Source organism: Nitrospirota bacterium (genome assembly GCA_040757335.1).
Lineage (GTDB): Bacteria > Nitrospirota > Nitrospiria > 2-01-FULL-66-17 > 2-01-FULL-66-17 > JBFLXB01.
Window position 1 is genome coordinate 46,124 of record JBFLXB010000002.1, and the last position, 16,626, is coordinate 62,749.

Sequence of the window (16,626 nt, forward strand, 5' to 3'; positions counted from 1 at the left end):
TGACGGACGGGTCAGCGCTGCAACGCCTGCAGCAGCGATTCGTCGAGTCGGTGTTGGTGGAAATATTCGCGCTCCAATTCTTCGAGATCGTATCGATCCACGCCGCTCGACGCGAAAAACGCGTCTCGTCGCCCGTCCGATCCCTCGGGCGAAGCCACGAGCGTGGGCAGGACTTCGTAAAAGTAGACCGCCTCCCGGTGCAGATCGCGGATCACTTTGCGGAACGTGGCTTCGGGGATAGGCGCCGTGATGACGCCCTTGTTCAGCAACTCCTGCGAGAGCTGATCCCGCAAATGCGTCATCGCTTCGGCCTGGGGTTCCTTGATGAATTGTTTGAGGAACCGCTTGAGGTGTTTGTGAACCTGGCGGTAGCCTTGGGCGTCCAGATTGACCTGACGAACCTGATTGGCCACCTCCTGCAGGGTCAGCCGCCCCTCGTCGATTTCCTTTAACCCCTGGAACACGATGAAGATTTTCCGGCGACCGAAATCCGTGAGGTACCGATCCTTGACGATCGAGTCGATGAACAGTTCCTTGAAAAGCTTCGGCGCCAGATCGTCGAAGATCTTTTTGTTGGCGTGAATGGTCTTCAGCACGGAATCAGTGGTCTGATCATCGTCCATAAAGACCATTTGATTCAAGTAGGTGTAGGTCGCGTCGAACCGGTCGAAGCACGTGACGATGAGGCTGAAGCGCTCCAGGATCCCGGAATCCCCGGTTTGCGAGGCGTATTCGTCGCAGCTCTTGCCCACGTCCAGCAACAGGGCGTCGAACGCGAAGTCGCGCCGCTCGATGGCCTGTCGCTTGGCGCGCAGCAGCGTGGCCAGTTCCTCCTTGAGCACCGAGCCGTCGCTGGACTGGCGTTGCAGGAACATGCTGTCGAGGAGGCTCCGCGCGGCCGCGAGGTGCTCCGGTTCTTCGAAGCGCTCGGCCGCTTTGTCCTTGAGGAAGATACCGTCCAAAGTGTGAAACACTTCCAGCGGAATCGCGTGGCGCACCGAGAGCGTGCGCAAACGGTTGAGCTTGGCGAGAATCGCCTGGGTGGAGCTGGGATCGATGAGCATCTCGGCCAACAGGTCTTTATATTCATCGATCAACCGCTTGTTGTCCGGGTGTTGATAGACCACGTCGATCTGCATGCGGGTCTGCTGGTAGAGATCGATGGTGTGTTGCTGCGCGATCTCTTCCAGCCGCCGTGAGACCGGTTCGTCGTTCTGCGTGTGGGCGGCGTAGACGTGTTGGAACGAGTGGTAATAGGTCGTGTGCCCGCGGTGCGTCAGCTTGAAGAGGTACAGAATCGCCCGAGGCTCCTTGAGCGCCTCGTAGAGTTGGTGGACCATCTGCACGTCGTCCTGGATCGACACCAGCGCCGAGTGTTTGACGACGCGGCCGATCCGCCGCAACAGGAATTCCTGCTGTTTGTGAAGCGGCTGCTGCTCGGGGAGATGGACGAAGAAATAATAATTGCACACCGCGTTGCCGCTGCGGAACACTTCCTCGAAGGTCTCGCGGCCCTCGGTTTGGTCCGTGAATCGGATCGACTGGCCGGTAGGATCGAGAATGGCGCCGTTGAGCACCAGGCGATTGACGACTTCTTTCTTGACCAGGTCCTTGAGCGGGAGGTTGACCCCGAACATGTACCGGCAGAAGCTTCCGCCGTTGCCTTTGTACCGGATGCCGTCGTGTCCGATGAGAAATTCGTTGCCTGCCGCGAAGAATCGGATCGTCCCGGGTTTCCCGTCGGGCGACGGCTCGTAGAAAAACTGGTGCCCGACCGAGCGGCCGGCGATCGTGGCGAAATACTCAATCTCCGGGTTGACCTGTCCGTGAAGGCGGATGTCTTCGATCATTCGGGCATCAGCTCAATGCGAGTCCGGCGGCATCGTGGAACCGTGGTAAGACGCACGCCACATTATAGCAAATTCGACGGGTGAGCAATGTTGAACACCCGAGCGGTGCACGCACGGAGCGGCGCACGCCACCGGATGTTTCTTGACAGCATTTTCCGACGTCTGTTACGGTAAACCGTTGCGCTATGTTGCGATCCGACACGCCGAGAGTGCTTGTTCCGGGGGACGGGACGCCCGTCGCGGTCCGTGTTTGACGACCGAGCCTCCCTGACGGTGGACCGCTCGGGCCCGCCGATGGTCGAACTCCGCGGCATCCAGTGCGCCTACGACGACAAGGTCGTGTTCGAGGGAGTCGATCTGGCGATTCCCCGCGGCATGTACACGGGTATCGTCGGCCCCAGCGGGTCGGGGAAGACCACCTTGCTGAAGGTGATCCTGGGCATCGTCAACGTCACCTCCGGCGACGTGCGGGTCTCGGGCGTTCGGATCAACGGCTCCACCAGCCGCGGCGTCGGGTACGTTCCCCAGATCGAGACCGTCAACTGGAACTTCCCGGTGACGGTCGAGCAGGTCGTGCTCATGGGGAGGCAACGCGAAATGGGTTGGCTCCCGTGGCCGAGCCGTGAGGACCGCCGGGTGGCGCTCGACCTGCTGGAGCATTTGGGAATCCGGCAATACGCGCAGCGCCAGATCCGCGCGCTGTCCGGCGGGGAGCAGCAGCGGGTGTTCCTGGCCCGGGCGCTGATCAGCCGACCGCAGGTGTTGATCTTAGATGAGCCCACCTCGGGCGTTGATCTCAAGACCCAACACCACATCCTTCACCTGCTGTCGCAACTGAACCGCGAGGGAATTACCATCATTCTCACCACGCACGATCTCAACAGCGTGGCGCGCCACCTGCCGTGGGTCATTTGTTTCAATCGTTCGCTCGTGGCGCAGGGCGATCCGCAAGAGGTATTCACGTCCGAGATCCTGAGCCGGACGTACAACTCGGAGATGGTGGTGGTCAGGCAGAACGGGCTTCTACTCATCGCCGACAGCCCCAACGCGGGCGCGCACTACGCGCCGCGCAAGGTCGGCGGGGAGGACGGCGATCGAGACCCTGTTTGAACCCCTGCAGTACGAATTCTTCCGCAACGGGCTGTTGGCCGCGGCGATGACGGGCGCGATCTGCGGGTTGATCGGCGTCTACATCGTGCTCCGGAACATGAGCTACATCGGACACGGGCTGTCGCACTCCGTGTTCGGAGGCGCGGTGGTCAGTTACGTGATGAACTGGAACTTTTACCTCGGCGCCGGGCTGTGGGGATTTCTATCCGCGCTCCTCATCAACTCGGTGGCCAAACGCAAAAAGATCGGAGCCGATGCCGTGATCGGGATCGTCACCACCGCCAGTTTCGCGGTGGGGGTGGTGTTGATCAGCCGGGTGCGAAAGTTCACCCGCAACTTCGAGGCCGCGTTGTTCGGCAACATCCTCGGCGTCACCGTCGAGGACCTGATCGTAATCGCGGGCGTCTCCCTTCTGTCGGCGTTGGTGATTTTTGTGCTCTACAAACAGCTCCTGTTCACGACGTTCGACCCCGAGGTCGCGCGGGTGTACGGCGTCCCGGTGGAGTGGGTGGACACCGCGTTCGCCCTGGTGCTGGCCGCGACGATCGTGGTGTCGATGCAGGTGCTGGGCGTCATGTTGATCGTGGCGGCGATCGTGATTCCCGCGGCGACCGCGCGGCTCCTGACCCATAGTTTCCATCGGCTGGTGTTTTATTCGGTGGGGATCGGGGTCCTGTGCGGGGTGGGCGGCATGTACCTGAGCTTTACCTCCAACGCCTCTTCGGGAGCCACGATCGTGCTCTTCGCCGCAGTGGTGTTCGCGCTGGCACTCGGGTATGACTCGTTTCGCCGAACCACGGTGCGTCCCCTGCCGGCCTCACCGGTGGCGGCGGTCCGCCACCAGCATTCGCACCAGCACGGAGACATCCTCCACCAACACGAGCACGAGACAAAACTTGATCTGGAGCACAGCCACCACCCGGGCGCCGAAGACGCGCAAATCGTGGCCCGGCCGCCGGCTGCGGACGTTCCGCTTAGGGGGCCGAACGGCACCAACCGGCTGCACCTGGTCATCGACGGCATGACGTGCGCGTATTGCGTCCGGGCCGTGGAACGGGCCATCGGCCGCGTTGACGGCGTCACGGCCGTGCAGGTGGATCTCCCGTCGCGGTCGGTGGATGTCACGGTGGACGGCCCTGCCGGGGCTACGGAGCGGGTGCGCGAAGCCATTCGCCTGGCCGGCTACCAGCCTCGCGGCTAGCCATTTACTGCGCCTGTGGGCGGCGCGTGTATCTCTTTGACCTACTCACAGATCATTTCACTCAGCTTTCATATGCGCTTGATATAGCTGAAACATTCAACCTCTACACTATTGCCGACCAACCTTGTCATGGGCGGGTGGGTTCTCGATCTTCCGGAGCCGAGTGAGCTCTGATCGCGGGACGTGGTTGGCGAATGATCTCTGTCGGAACCTCTGCAAGGCCAGTGCTGCTGCGGGTTGATACGGATAGACGTTGCATTGTTGTTCAGGGTTCGGATATTATTTGGCCCATCTAGGTTGTAACTGTCCGGCGATCCACGCATGGCGTCTGGCCGCCCCTTTCTGGCGGACGTCGGTGGTGACTCCGTATCAACCATCGGAATAAAGGCGGAACGCGTCAGGTCTGACGTGTAAACCTCGGAGGAGTAGTTTCTGTGAACTCCGGCGTGCGTTCCGACCGTAGCGACATATTTGAACACTCCGTGCTTGTCGGGTCCCTAAGTGAACGGGCTCCCGGGGGAAGGTCATCGGTAGCGTGAAGCGTCGGTTCCTCTGGGCCAACTGTGTGGTCGCGCTCTGGCTGGGTGCCTGCGCGTCCAGTCCTGCGCCGGCGCCCGCGCCGAAGGAATCGCGGGTACCGCTTCCGAGCTCGGAGTATCGGATCGGTCCGGAGGACGTGCTGGAAATCGTGGTGTGGAAGAACGCTGATTTGTCCAAGACCGTGTCGGTGCGCCCCGACGGGATGATCACGCTTCCGTTGATCGGGGAGCTGCGCGCGGGGGGCCTGACCGCGGATGAGGTGCGGACCGAGATCAAGAGCCGCCTGGAACGGTACAAAGAGACCCCAGAGGTATCCGTGACCGTCGCGGATATCCGAAGCTACAACCTGTTCATTCTTGGCGAGGTCCGGACCCCGGGCCGTTATCAAGTCAAGACCTCCACCACCCTGCTACAAGCGCTGGCATTAGCCGGCGGGTTTACGGAGTTCGCCGATACCGACGGCATCGTGGTCGTGCGGCGGGATACACGGGAAGCGGTCTCGAAAGAGCAGCGGATCAGGGTCCGATATCGGGATTTGGTCCAGCGGGGGGACGTGGCGTTGTCTCCCGGCGATACCGTCATCGTTCCGTAGCAGGGCGATATGGCACAATCCAGCACACGCGACGGAGTCGATCACTACCTGGAGGTTTTCAGCCGGAGACGCTGGTGGGTCATCATTCCGGCGATCGTCATCGCGACGCTCACGGTCCCCATCGTGATGTGGCTGCCGGCCACCTACCGATCCACCACGCTGATCACGGTCGAAGCGCAAAAAGTGCCGGAAGAGTTTGTGCGTTCGACCGTCACGATCCCGATCGAAGAGCGCCTCCAAGCCATCAGCCAACAGATTCTCAGCCGAACTCGCCTCGAACGGGTCATCGAGAAATACGGCTTGTACCGAGAGGACAGACAACGCGGGTGGGGATGGCTCACCACGTGGTTCGGACGAAGCGAAGATCGAGAACAAGCGGCCCGTCCGGGCAGTCCCCAGATGCTCGACCTTGTGGTGCTCATGAAGAGCAACATTGAAATTGAGGTTCCACGGGCGCGTGATCGCGGTAACACGATTTCGATCTCGTTCAGCGGCGAATCGCCCCAGACCGTCCAGGCCGTGACGAACGAACTCGCATCGCTGTTTATTGAAGAGAACCTGAAGGCCCGTGAGGCCCAGGCGGAAGGCACCACCGAATTCCTCGAAACCGAGCTTCAGCAGACGAAGGTGCAGCTGGAGACCCACGAGCAGCACTTGCGCGCGTTCAAAGAGCGCTCGATGGGCGAGTTGCCGGATCAGCTGGACGCCAACCTGCGGACCCTCGACCGACTCCAGTTGGAACGACAGGTCCTGCAGCAAAGCTTGAAGAGCGCGGAGGACCGCTACGCGGATCTAAGCCGGCAGGTTCTTGCGGCATCGTCAGCCTCAGAGGAGGCTACGCCGTCCGATCTGGCGCGACGGCTTCAGACGTTACGCACTCGTCTTGCGGACCTGCGGACCGAATACCGGGACGAGTATCCGGACATCATTCTGCTCAAGAAGGAAATTGCCTCGGTGGAAACCGAACTCGCCTCGCAGGGGTCACGGGAGGCACAAGAAGTGACTTCGGCTTCGGCTGCCGGTCAACTTCCGGCCGGGAATCCGCTCGCGATGCAGCTGGCCGACCAGCAGCGGGAAATCAACGCACTCAGACTTCGTCAGCAGACGGTCTTGGAACAGATCCGCGAGTATGAGCGGCGGGTCGAGAATACCCCGGTCCGCGAACAACAGTTGGCCGCGATCCTCCGCGACTACGAGAACGTTCAGCGCAGCTACCAGAGTCTGCTCGCGAAACGTCAGGATGCCAAGATCTCCGAGAGTCTGGAGCGAAGGCAAAAGGCCGAATTTTTCCGCATCCTCGACCCGGCGAATCTGCCGTCTCGCCCCGATAAACCCAACCGTCCGCTCTTGATGCTGTTGGGGATTTTCGGGGGACTTGCGGCCGGCTTGGGTCTCGCCTATTTCCGCGAGCAGCTTGATCCCTCGATTCAAAGCGAGGAGGACCTGGTCGCGGCGACCACCGGTCTTCCGCTCCTCGCGGTCATTCCGGTCATCCCCGCTTCGGTCAAGAAGAAATCGCGCTCTGAATCGTCGCCGACGGTCCACGTGGGCTCCGGGAAACCATGAGCGACTCGCGATCTCCCGAACCGTACGCCTCGTGGTTATCAAGGATCCGGCAACGCGTGGAGTCTCCAAGCGGGGTCAGCAACGCTCAGACCAACGACGATCTGTCAGCGTCGTCAACCGGTCAGCGACCCGCAAGGGGAGACAAGGTTCAGCTCCCGTTTATCGCAGCGATCGATGAGCCAGACTCGGTGGTCGCCGAGCAGTACCGGCTGTTCGCTGCCAGACTGGAGGGGTTGTGGAAACAGCCCGGCTTCAAGATGGTGGGCATCACGAGCACACTGCCTAGCGAGGGTAAGAGCTTGACCAGCATCAACGTGGCCTGCGTGTTGGCCAAGGACTTCGGACGCCGCGTGCTGGTAATCGATGGCGATTTTCGCAAGCCCAGCCTTTGGCAGTACGTTGGCAACAAACCGTCAAAGGGGCTATCGGACGCAATTGCCAACCGGCGGGACGCGGATTCGATGGTTCGACGGCTCCGATACGAGCACCTCGCGGTTCTCCAAACCGGTCAGGTGCCGATCAACTCCACGCGATTGTGGAAGTCTGACGCGATCAAGCACTTGCTGGCGCATTTCGGTGGACAATATGACTATGTGATCGTCGATACGCCTCCGGTCTTGACGGTCGTCGATACGACCTTGATCGCGGATCTAATGGATGGGGTGGTGGTGGTGGTGCGGTCCGGCGTGACGCCGACGGCCATGCTGCAGAAGGCCCTGGCGTCGCTGCCTCGGGCCAAGTTGGTTGGGACGGTGTTGAACGCGGCGAAGGGGTATTCGCCCTCATACTACTATCACGTGCGATGAGAACCGAAGACTCGGCGGGTGTAACTGGTTTGGCATCAACAGGGATGGCGAAAATGATTCCACCAAAGAAGAAGCTGAAACGCGGACGTGGACCGGCGGGTCCACACGATCCGGTGTCGTTTCTCGTTGACCCGGAATTCGACATTTATATCGAAGACTACTTCATCGAAAGGCTGTGTTCCGAGCGGCAAAGGACGGCGCGGTCCCAAAAGCCGCTGTTGATGATGCTGTTGGACATCGAGCGGCTGCCCGAGCGCGAGCGGAGGGACACGATCAAGAAAGTCGTGACGGTCTTATCCGCAACGGTGAGAGAGACCGATCTCAAGGGTTGGTATAAGAACGACTCCGTGATCGGGGTGCTCTTTACCGAGGTCGCCGACGTGGATAGGGAGTCTTTGCGGCAAAAGATTTACGCGAAGCTTTGTGACAAACTGAAATCGGCTCAGGCCAGTCGAATCGACATCTCCTTTCATGCGTTCCCCGAGGACCCACCGGAGGGCTCCAATGATCGAGAACAAGGTCCTCACAAACAGACCACTTCGGATGATCCCGTGTTCTATCCGGATCTCACCAGGCCGAAATTGTCCAAGAGCGTCTATCTCGGGAGCAAACGGGCCATCGACGTGCTGGGAAGTCTCGTCTGTCTGACCGTTTTTTCCGCGGTCTTTTTGGCGATTGCGATCGCCATCAAAGCGTCCTCCCGCGGTCCAATCATCTTCAGGCAGGAGAGGATCGGGTTGTACGGACGAAAGTTCGTTTTCTTGAAGTTCCGATCGATGTACATGAACAATGATCCCGCCATCCACAAGGAGTATGTGCACAACCTGATCCTTGGGCAGAAGACCAACGGCAATGGAGGAAACGGATCGAACGGGAACGGCGTCTACAAGATTACGAACGATCATCGGGTCACTCCGCTTGGCCGGTTCCTCAGGAAAACGAGTCTGGATGAGCTTCCTCAGTTCTTTAACGTTCTGATGGGACATATGTCACTGGTCGGGCCACGGCCCCCAATTCCCTACGAGCTGGAGAAATACGAAGTGTGGCATCGGAGGCGTGTGCTGGAGGTCAAGCCGGGGATATCTGGCCTCTGGCAGGTGAGGGGCAGGAGCAGAACCACCTTCGACGAGATGGTGAGGATGGACATCAAGTATCTCAGGGAGCAATCGCTCTGGTTGGATCTGAAGATCCTCCTGCAGACTCCCTGGGCGATGTTCACGGCAAGGGGCGCGTACTAGCCCGGGACTATTCACTGAACGTTCGTAGAGGTAAACGGAAATGATTGGCGTTGGCGTCGTCGGATACGGGTACTGGGGCCCGAACCTGGTACGGAACTTTCACGCGCTTGAGAACGCGAAGGTGGTCAAAGTTTGCGACCGGAACCCGGCGGCCTTGAAGCGTCTCGCCAAGACCTATCCGGGTATTGAAGGTGTGACGAGTGCCGATGAGATCATGAAGTCGACGGAGATCGATGCGGTGGTAATCGCTACGCCGGTCTCCGCGCATTTCGAGTTAGCGAAAGAGGCGCTCCAACACGGCAAGCACATCTTTGTGGAGAAGCCCTTCACGGTAACCTCGGCGCAGTCCGAGAGGCTCATCGAATTGGCGGAGAAAAAGAACCTCAAGATCATGGTCGACCACACCTTCCTGTTTACCGGCTCGGTCAGGAAGATGAAACAGCTGATCGATGACGGCGTGCTGGGTCAGCTCTACTATTACGACTCCACCAGAGTGAACCTCGGCTTGTTTCAGCACGACGTGAACGTCATCTGGGATTTGGCGCCGCACGACCTGTCGATCATGGATTTTCTCCTCAAGGACAAACCAGTGGCGGTGACGGCCAACGGGAGAGCCCATTTCGGAAACGGATTGCAGGATATCGCGTATATCACGGTGTACTTCGCGAACGATATGCTGGCCCACTTCAACGTCAACTGGCTCTCGCCGGTGAAGGTGAGAACGACGCTGATCGGCGGCGAGAAGAAGATGCTTGCCTGGAACGACTTGGAGGCTGATGAGAAGATTCGAATCTATGACAAGGGGATTGAGGTCAAGAGCGGGGAGGGGATCTACAATCTGTTGGTGAGTTATCGCTCGGGGGACATGTGGGTCCCGAGGCTTGAACAGACCGAGGCACTGAAGACCGAGACCGAGTATTTTGTGCACTGTGTGTCGAACAACGAGACCCCGTTCAATGACGGGCGTGCCGGGCTCAGGGTGGTGAGAATGCTCGAGGCGTGTACGGAGTCGCTGGCAAAGGACGGCGGGATGGTTACGCTATGAGCGAGGTGGCTGTCGCGCCGGATGTGCGCTTGGGCAAGGATGTTAAGCTGTCGAAGTTTATCAATCTCTATGGATGTGAGATCGGCGACTGCACGAAAATCGGACCGTTCGTTGAAGTGCAGAAGAACGCGACGATCGGGAAGAACTGCAAGATTTCCAGTCACACCTTCATTTGTGAAGGGGTGACGATCGAGGACAACGTGTTTGTGGGGCACAATGTGTCGTTCGTCAACGACACCTACCCACGAGCCACCACCGCGGACGGCACGTTGCAGACGGAAAAGGACTGGAAGGTGGAGAAAACGCTGGTCAAGAAGGGGGCGTCCATCGGGTCCGGGGCGACCATTCTTGCGAACGTCACCATCGGTGAAAACGCCATCGTGGGGGCCGGCAGCGTCGTGACCAAAGACGTCCGCCCGAACTCCGTGGTTGCGGGCAATCCCGCAAAGTTTCTGAGGAACCTGACCAGTGACAATCGATAAGACTCATGTACCGTTTGTCGACCTGATCACGCCCCATGTGGAACTGGAGCGGGAGTTGACGGCGGTGTTTCAACAAGCTGTCAGGTCAGCTGGATTCATCGGCGGACCGATGGTCAGCGAGTTTGAAAAACGCTTCGCGGAATTCTCCGGGACGTCGCAGTGTGTCGGCGTGAGCAGCGGGACGGACGCCTTGCGATTCGCGTTGATGGCCGCGGGGGTCCAAAAAGGCGACCGGGTGATCACGGTCCCGAACACCTTCATCGCCACGACCGAGGCGATCACCCAAGCGGGCGCCGTACCGGACTTCGTTGATATCGATGAACGCACCTACAACATGGATCCCGAAAAACTTCGCGAGTACATCGAGATCCGGTGCGCCGTCGACAAGAAAACCGGCAGGATCGTCAACCGCGCCACGGGACAGCCGGTATCGGCCGTCGTCCCCGTGCACCTCTACGGCCAGCCGGCCGACATGGACCCCATTTTGGAACTGGCCGAACGGTATGGATTGATCGTGGTTGAAGACGCGTGCCAGGCGCACGGGGCCGAGTACTTGTCCAAGGCGGCTGGAGGGTGGAGGAAGGCCGGCTCGATCGGAAAAGCCGCGGCCTTCAGCTTCTATCCGGGGAAGAATCTGGGGGCGTGCGGAGAAGCGGGGGCGGTGACGACGAACGATGAGGGGATCGCGAGTAAGATTCGGATGCTCCGGGACCACGGACAGGTCAAGAAATACGTCCACGACGTGGAAGGATACAACGGACGGCTCGACGCCATACAGGCGGGTATCCTATCAGTGAAACTCAAACGCTTGCCTGAATGGAATGAAGAGCGCCGCCGCCTGGCGGCTCGTTACAACGAGCTGCTTGGAGACGTTGATGATCTGGTGAGGCCGGTTGAACCAGAATGGGCCAAGTCAGTCTATCACCTTTATGTGGTGCGCGTCCCGGATCGAGATGACGTGCAGAAACACCTCTCGGAGAACGACATCGCCACGGGTTTACATTACCCCGTACCCCTCCATCTTCAGAAGGCCTATGCCGACCTTGGGTACAAGAACGGCGACTTTCCGGTGACTGAGAAGGTCTCCAAGGAGATTCTGTCACTTCCCATGTACCCGGGGTTGGCGGAAAGTCAGCAGCAGCGTGTGGCCGAATGTCTCCAAAAACAGAGATCATAAATCCCCTTGATTATCTAGGATGGGATGACCTAGTTCTCGCCACTGAAGGCTATTCGTTTTTCCACTCCTCAAACTGGGCAAGGGTGTTGCACGAAACATACGGGTACAGGCCTGTCTACTTGACGGCGATGGACGCCGGGAAAATCGTGGCCTCACTCCCGTGTATGGAAATCAAGAGTCTCCTGACGGGAGCGCGAGCGGTTTCTCTCCCCTTTACGGATTACTGCGAAGCTATCGTTGCCCCTGGATCCGAGCACACCGCTCAGTCTCTGTTCGATGAACTCATGGGGTACGGCAAACAAGCCGGCTGGAGGTCCATCGAGATCAGATGCGGCAACCGGCTCTCGGAGGAGGTTCCACCGTTTGCCGTCCACTACGGCCACGTCGTCGACGTTGCGAGGGATGCCGAGGAGTTGCTCTCGGGGCTCCGCGAGAGCACGAGACGCAATATCAAAAAGGCGATCAACGAAGGCGTTCGAGTCGAACTCTCCGATTCCATGGAGTCGCTCCGGACGTTTTATCGGCTGAATTGTCTAACCAGGAGAGAGCACGGGTTGCCTCCGCAACCGTTTCGATTTTTCGAGAAGCTGCATGAACACGTGTTGTCCCAGGGCCGGGGCTTCGTGGCGCTATCGTCGATTCGGAATGAGAGCATCGCCGGCGCCGTCTTTCTGCACTTCGGCGGGACGGCGATCTACAAATACGGCGCCTCGGACAAGAGTTACCAGCACCTCAGGGCGAACAACCTGGTCATGTGGGAGGCGATCAGGTGGTGCTCTGAGAACGGAGTTCGGAATCTTTGTTTGGGAAGAACGGAGCCGGAGCACGACGGTCTCCTGCAATTCAAGCGCGGGTGGGGTGCTCGGGAACGGCGCGTGCACTACTACAAATATGACGTGAGAAGCGCATGGTTCGTCAGCGAGCGGCCCAAGGCACTCGGAGGCCATAAGAAGATCATCCATCGCGTGCCAATTCCTTTGCTGCGGCTTGCAGGTACAGTCTTGTACCGACACATCGGATAGTGGTAACCGGCGTTGCGAGCGATGATCAGCTATCGAGCCAGATTGTTCTATGCCGTCAAGCCGTTCATTCCCAGACGGTTGCAGATACTGCTCCGACGAGCGCTCATTGCCGTGCGGGCGCCGCGGTATCGACACGTGTGGCCCATCAACGAACGATCAAACCGACACCCCGACGGCTGGACCGGCTGGCCTGAACAAAAACGCTTCGCCCTCGTGCTCATGCACGACGTCGAGACCGAGCGGGGTCAAGGCAAGTGCCGCCAATTGATGCAGCTCGAGCAGTCGATGAGTGTTCGGTCCTCGTTCAACTTCGTTCCGGAACGATACGCGGTGTCGTCCAAGCTGCGGCAAGACTTGGGGAACGAGGGATTCGAGATCGGCGTACACGGGCTCAAACACGACGGCAAACTGTTCCTGTCGCGAAAGAGGTTCGATCGACACGCCGCTCGTATCAATCAGTACCTGAAAGAATGGAGAGCCGTCGGGTTTGTCTCGCCGTCGATGCACCGGAATCTGGATTGGATGCATGAACTGGAAATCGAGTACGACACGTCGACATTCGATACCGATCCATTTGAACCGCAACCTGATGGGGTCCAGACGATCTTCCCGTTTGCTGTTCAAGGGGATCAGGGCAGGAGAGGATACGTTGAACTGCCGTACACACTCCCGCAGGACTTCACCCTGTTTGTCCTCATGCGGGAAACGAACATCGATATTTGGAAACGGAAACTAGATTGGATTGCTGACAACGGGGGCATGGCGCTCCTGATCACGCATCCCGACTATATGGCTGACAGCCATGCTCCGATGGCGCCTGATGAGTACCCGATGACACGGTACCGGGAGCTGCTGGAGTACGTTCGGAGCAGATACGACGGTCAATATTGGAACCCCTTGCCACGAGAAATCGCGCGATTCTGGCGAGCACAGTGTGATAATCGAATCGTGACGAGGAGCACGACGCCGGCGCAGATATCACGGCCAGACCGAACAGGTGGGAAGAGAAGACTACGTGCGTGCATGGTGGCCTACACATTTTATGACACGGATAACCGGGTCAAGCGATATGCCGAGACGCTGAAGCGGCATGGAGCCGATGTAGACGTGATCGCATTGCGGAAGGAGGGGGAGGCATCGTGCGCCTGCATCAACGGGGTTGATGTCTCGCGCGTCCAGAAGCGGGTTGTGAACGAACGGGGGGCGCTGACGTATCTCACGCGGCTTCTCGCGTTCCTGATTAAGTCGACGGTGCTTTTGACCGGCAGGAGTCTCACCAAGCGTTACGATCTCATCCATGTCCACAACGTGCCGGACTTTCAGGTGTTTGCCGCGCTCGTGCCCAAGCTCGCCGGGTCCAAGATCATCTTGGATATCCATGACATTCTCCCGGAGTTTTATGCGAGCAAGTTCAGTGCGGGGCAGCAATCAATCGCGTACCAGGCGTTGCTGCGCCTTGAGAAATGGTCGACCGCGCTGGCCGACCACGTGATCATCTCCAATCACCTTTGGGAACAGCGGCTCGTGGCTCGCTCGGTCAAGAAAGACAAGTGCACGACGATCATGAACTACCCCGATCCGAGGGTGTTCTCGCAGCGACGCAATGGCAAGGTGCCCGACAAGTTCATCATGATCTACCCCGGCACGCTCAACTGGCATCAGGGCGTCGACATCGCGGTCAGGGCGTTTGCCCTGATTAAAGACAACGCGCCGCACGCGGAATTCCACATCTATGGCGACGGGCCGATGCGGGGGGACCTCCAACGGCTTATCTCGGATCTTGGTGTACGGGATAGAGTGTTCTTGAGGGGGGCTCTGCCGTCGGAGGAGATTGCAATGGTGATGGCGAAGTCGGATCTGGGGGTGGTTCCGAAGAGGAATGATTCATTCGGTGGCGATGCGTTCAGCACCAAGATATTCGAGTTCATGGCCCTGGGTGTTCCAGTTGTCGTGGCGGAAACGCGGATCGACCGCTACTACTTCGACGATACCATCGTGAGGTTTTTTGAGCCTGAGAATGCCGCGAGCCTGGCGATGGCGATTGAGGAGTTGGTCCGCAGCAAGGAACAGCGGGATCGGTTAGCAGCCAACGCCGCGGCGTTTGTCAGTTCCTACACATGGGACAGGAGAGAGAACGACTACCTGTCGCTCGTCGGCCATCTCGTAGGACAGGGCACACGCTGACCATGCCGAGGCTCGATCGCCTGCTTTCTTTGTACTGTTTCAGCCCTCTGCGGAAGCTTGGGGCGCCGACACATCCTGCGATTCGTATCCTGATGTACCACAGCATCTCCGATCGTAACGAAGAGGGCGCCCATCCCTACTTTAGAACATGTACGTCGCCGCGAAGATTTGTGGAGCATATGTCTTGGCTGCGGGACCACGGATACCAAATCATCAGTCTTGGCCAAGCGGTGGGGTTGCTATCGGGAAGGAGCGCCGATCGAGTCGGAGCCAGAGACTCGAAGTACGCTGTCATTACCTTCGATGACGGTTTCGAGGATGTTTATACCGATGCTTTTCCGATCCTTGCCCGGTACGAATCTACCGCAACTCTCTTTCTGCCAACGGCGTTTATTAGCGATACGAATACGACAGTCATGGACAGAAGGTTTCTGTCATGGAGCCAGGTGCGCGACCTGATCAAGGCTGGCATAACCGTTGGGTCCCACACTGTCACACACAAATACCTTGCCGAGCTGTCTCGATCACAGGGGGAGGATGAGATTCGGCGGTCAAAGGAAACCATTGAGGATCGAACCGGAGCACCGGTTGACACCTTCTCAGTGCCCTACGCTTTTCCTGAAAATGATAAGGACTTTATCTCCTTTATGCGTAAGACTCTGCACGCTTGTGGATACTCTTGCGCCGTCACTACCAAAATCGGTATTGCTGTGCGCGGGGATGACCTGTTCGCGCTCAGGCGGATACCCATGAACGGAGATGACGATTCCCGGCTGCTTCACGCAAAGATGGCTGGGGGCTATGATTGGCTACACACAGTGCAATATATGGCCAAAACCCTTAGGGGGATTACGGGAATCAAAAGGAGGAGAAGTTTCGAGAAATGGGCGTCGCGGTATTGAGTGCGGCGGAGCTTCACTTGAACCGGTTTGACTCCTTGAAGAGCGGCCAATGACATACGTTGTGATCACACCGGCCAGAGACGAGGGGCGGCACATCGAGAAGACGATCTTATCGATGCTAGCCCAGACGATACGTCCTAAACAGTGGATCATAGTTAACGATGGTTCCACAGACGATACAGGGGCGATTGCTGATAGGTATGCTGAGCGGACTTCGTGGATTAAGGTGTTGCATCGGGAAAACAGGGGCTTTAGGAAGTCTGGCGGCGGGGTAGTCGAGACCTTTTATGAGGGCTACGATGCACTGGCGTCTAGCGATTGGGGGTTCGTCGTCAAGCTTGATGGAGATCTTTCATTTGCACCGGACTACTTTGAGGGCGTGCTCAGGCGTTTTACTGCAGACCCTCAACTTGGCATAGGGGGCGGTGATATATATCACATAGTTGGGGGTCGGTTGGAGCGGGAGAGAACTCCAGCCTTTCACGTACGAGGCGCGACAAAAGTCTACCGAAGGGAGTGCTGGGTGGCTGTGGGAGGCCTAATACGGGCTCCAGGATGGGATACGCTTGATGAAGTAAAAGCAAACATGCTGGGGTGGAAAACGTATTCTTTCAATGAATTGAGGCTAATCCATCATAAGTATACCGGATCGGCCGATGGGACCTGGGGGAACTCCGTGAAGAACGGCAGGGCAAACTACATAGCTGGATATCATCCAGTCTTCATGCTTTTGAAGTGTATCAAAAGGGCTTATGAGAAGCCGTATCTCATTAGTGCGCTCGGCCTACTCTACGGATTTGTCACGGGTTATACGAAGAGAATTCAACAGGTTCCTGATGTTCAACTTATTCTATATCTACGGAAGCAGCAAGTAAGGAGGCTTCTGTTTAGGGAAAGCATCTGGAAATAGG

General features: G+C 58.4%; 14 protein-coding genes. 13 read left to right on the forward strand and 1 reads right to left on the reverse strand.

Going from position 1 to position 16,626, the window contains the following annotated elements; all coding sequences use genetic code 11:
- Positions 1 to 11: 11 nt before the first annotated feature.
- Positions 12 to 1,850, reverse strand: coding sequence for a TIGR04442 family protein (locus tag AB1451_02280; GenBank protein ID MEW6681734.1), 1,839 nt, complete (start codon positions 1,848 to 1,850; stop codon positions 12 to 14).
- A gap of 246 nt (positions 1,851 to 2,096) precedes the next feature.
- Here AB1451_02280 and AB1451_02285 point away from each other — a divergent pair, with 246 nt between their 5' ends.
- The 13 genes from AB1451_02285 (at position 2,097) to AB1451_02345 (ending at position 16,625) form a co-directional block, all read left to right on the forward strand.
- Positions 2,097 to 2,960 carry a metal ABC transporter ATP-binding protein gene (locus AB1451_02285; protein MEW6681735.1) on the forward strand — a complete coding sequence of 288 codons (864 nt, stop codon included), beginning with the start codon at positions 2,097 to 2,099 and terminating at the stop codon, positions 2,958 to 2,960.
- 4 nt (positions 2,961 to 2,964) lie between these two features.
- Positions 2,965 to 4,161 (forward strand): metal ABC transporter permease, encoded by a 1,197-nt coding sequence (locus AB1451_02290; protein ID MEW6681736.1) that lies wholly within the window; start codon positions 2,965 to 2,967, stop codon positions 4,159 to 4,161.
- A gap of 535 nt (positions 4,162 to 4,696) precedes the next feature.
- On the forward strand, positions 4,697 to 5,293 hold the full coding sequence (locus AB1451_02295) for a polysaccharide biosynthesis/export family protein (GenBank protein ID MEW6681737.1): 597 nt from the start codon (positions 4,697 to 4,699) through the stop codon (positions 5,291 to 5,293).
- Positions 5,294 to 5,302: 9 nt separating this feature from the next.
- Positions 5,303 to 6,859: a GNVR domain-containing protein gene (locus tag AB1451_02300; protein MEW6681738.1), complete on the forward strand. Its 1,557-nt coding sequence runs from the start codon at positions 5,303 to 5,305 to the stop codon at positions 6,857 to 6,859.
- A 56-nt stretch (positions 6,860 to 6,915) separates the two neighbouring features.
- The gene (locus AB1451_02305) at positions 6,916 to 7,665 is read left to right on the forward strand and encodes a CpsD/CapB family tyrosine-protein kinase (protein ID MEW6681739.1); all 750 of its coding nucleotides are present in this window, start codon (positions 6,916 to 6,918) and stop codon (positions 7,663 to 7,665) included.
- 53 nt (positions 7,666 to 7,718) lie between these two features.
- Positions 7,719 to 8,903, forward strand: coding sequence for a sugar transferase (locus tag AB1451_02310; GenBank protein ID MEW6681740.1), 1,185 nt, complete (start codon positions 7,719 to 7,721; stop codon positions 8,901 to 8,903).
- A gap of 40 nt (positions 8,904 to 8,943) precedes the next feature.
- Positions 8,944 to 9,948, forward strand: coding sequence for a Gfo/Idh/MocA family oxidoreductase (locus AB1451_02315; protein ID MEW6681741.1), 1,005 nt, complete (start codon positions 8,944 to 8,946; stop codon positions 9,946 to 9,948).
- The gene (locus tag AB1451_02320) at positions 9,945 to 10,430 is read left to right on the forward strand and encodes an acyltransferase (protein MEW6681742.1); all 486 of its coding nucleotides are present in this window, start codon (positions 9,945 to 9,947) and stop codon (positions 10,428 to 10,430) included. The genes AB1451_02315 and AB1451_02320 overlap by 4 nt, the downstream gene beginning before the upstream one ends.
- Positions 10,417 to 11,607, forward strand: a complete 1,191-nt coding sequence (locus AB1451_02325; GenBank protein MEW6681743.1) for a DegT/DnrJ/EryC1/StrS family aminotransferase — start codon at positions 10,417 to 10,419, stop codon at positions 11,605 to 11,607. Before AB1451_02320 ends, AB1451_02325 begins: the two co-directional genes overlap by 14 nt.
- A complete protein-coding gene (locus tag AB1451_02330) occupies positions 11,583 to 12,629 on the forward strand; it encodes a GNAT family N-acetyltransferase (protein ID MEW6681744.1) in 1,047 nt (348 codons plus the stop codon). The genes AB1451_02325 and AB1451_02330 overlap by 25 nt, the downstream gene beginning before the upstream one ends.
- 21 nt (positions 12,630 to 12,650) lie before the next feature.
- A complete protein-coding gene (locus AB1451_02335; GenBank protein MEW6681745.1) occupies positions 12,651 to 14,813 on the forward strand; it encodes a glycosyltransferase in 2,163 nt (720 codons plus the stop codon).
- Between the two features lie 179 nt (positions 14,814 to 14,992).
- The gene (locus AB1451_02340; protein MEW6681746.1) at positions 14,993 to 15,715 is read left to right on the forward strand and encodes a polysaccharide deacetylase family protein; all 723 of its coding nucleotides are present in this window, start codon (positions 14,993 to 14,995) and stop codon (positions 15,713 to 15,715) included.
- 49 nt (positions 15,716 to 15,764) lie between these two features.
- The gene (locus tag AB1451_02345) at positions 15,765 to 16,625 is read left to right on the forward strand and encodes a glycosyltransferase family A protein (GenBank protein MEW6681747.1); all 861 of its coding nucleotides are present in this window, start codon (positions 15,765 to 15,767) and stop codon (positions 16,623 to 16,625) included.
- Position 16,626: the final 1 nt, after the last annotated feature.

Excerpts from the sequence above, each read along its gene's own strand:
- AB1451_02340 (MEW6681746.1), top strand. The coding sequence starts at position 14,993 with ATGTCTTGGCTGCGGGACCACGGATACCAAATCATCAGTCTTGGCCAA.
- AB1451_02315 (MEW6681741.1), top strand. The coding sequence starts at position 8,944 with ATGATTGGCGTTGGCGTCGTCGGATACGGGTACTGGGGCCCGAACCTG.
- AB1451_02280 (MEW6681734.1), bottom strand. The coding sequence starts at position 1,850 with ATGATCGAAGACATCCGCCTTCACGGACAGGTCAACCCGGAGATTGAG.
- AB1451_02330 (MEW6681744.1), top strand. The coding sequence starts at position 11,583 with ATGTCTCCAAAAACAGAGATCATAAATCCCCTTGATTATCTAGGATGG.
- AB1451_02310 (MEW6681740.1), top strand. The coding sequence starts at position 7,719 with ATGATTCCACCAAAGAAGAAGCTGAAACGCGGACGTGGACCGGCGGGT.
- AB1451_02345 (MEW6681747.1), top strand. The coding sequence starts at position 15,765 with ATGACATACGTTGTGATCACACCGGCCAGAGACGAGGGGCGGCACATC.
- AB1451_02320 (MEW6681742.1), top strand. The coding sequence starts at position 9,945 with ATGAGCGAGGTGGCTGTCGCGCCGGATGTGCGCTTGGGCAAGGATGTT.
- AB1451_02335 (MEW6681745.1), top strand. The coding sequence starts at position 12,651 with ATGATCAGCTATCGAGCCAGATTGTTCTATGCCGTCAAGCCGTTCATT.
- AB1451_02300 (MEW6681738.1), top strand. The coding sequence starts at position 5,303 with ATGGCACAATCCAGCACACGCGACGGAGTCGATCACTACCTGGAGGTT.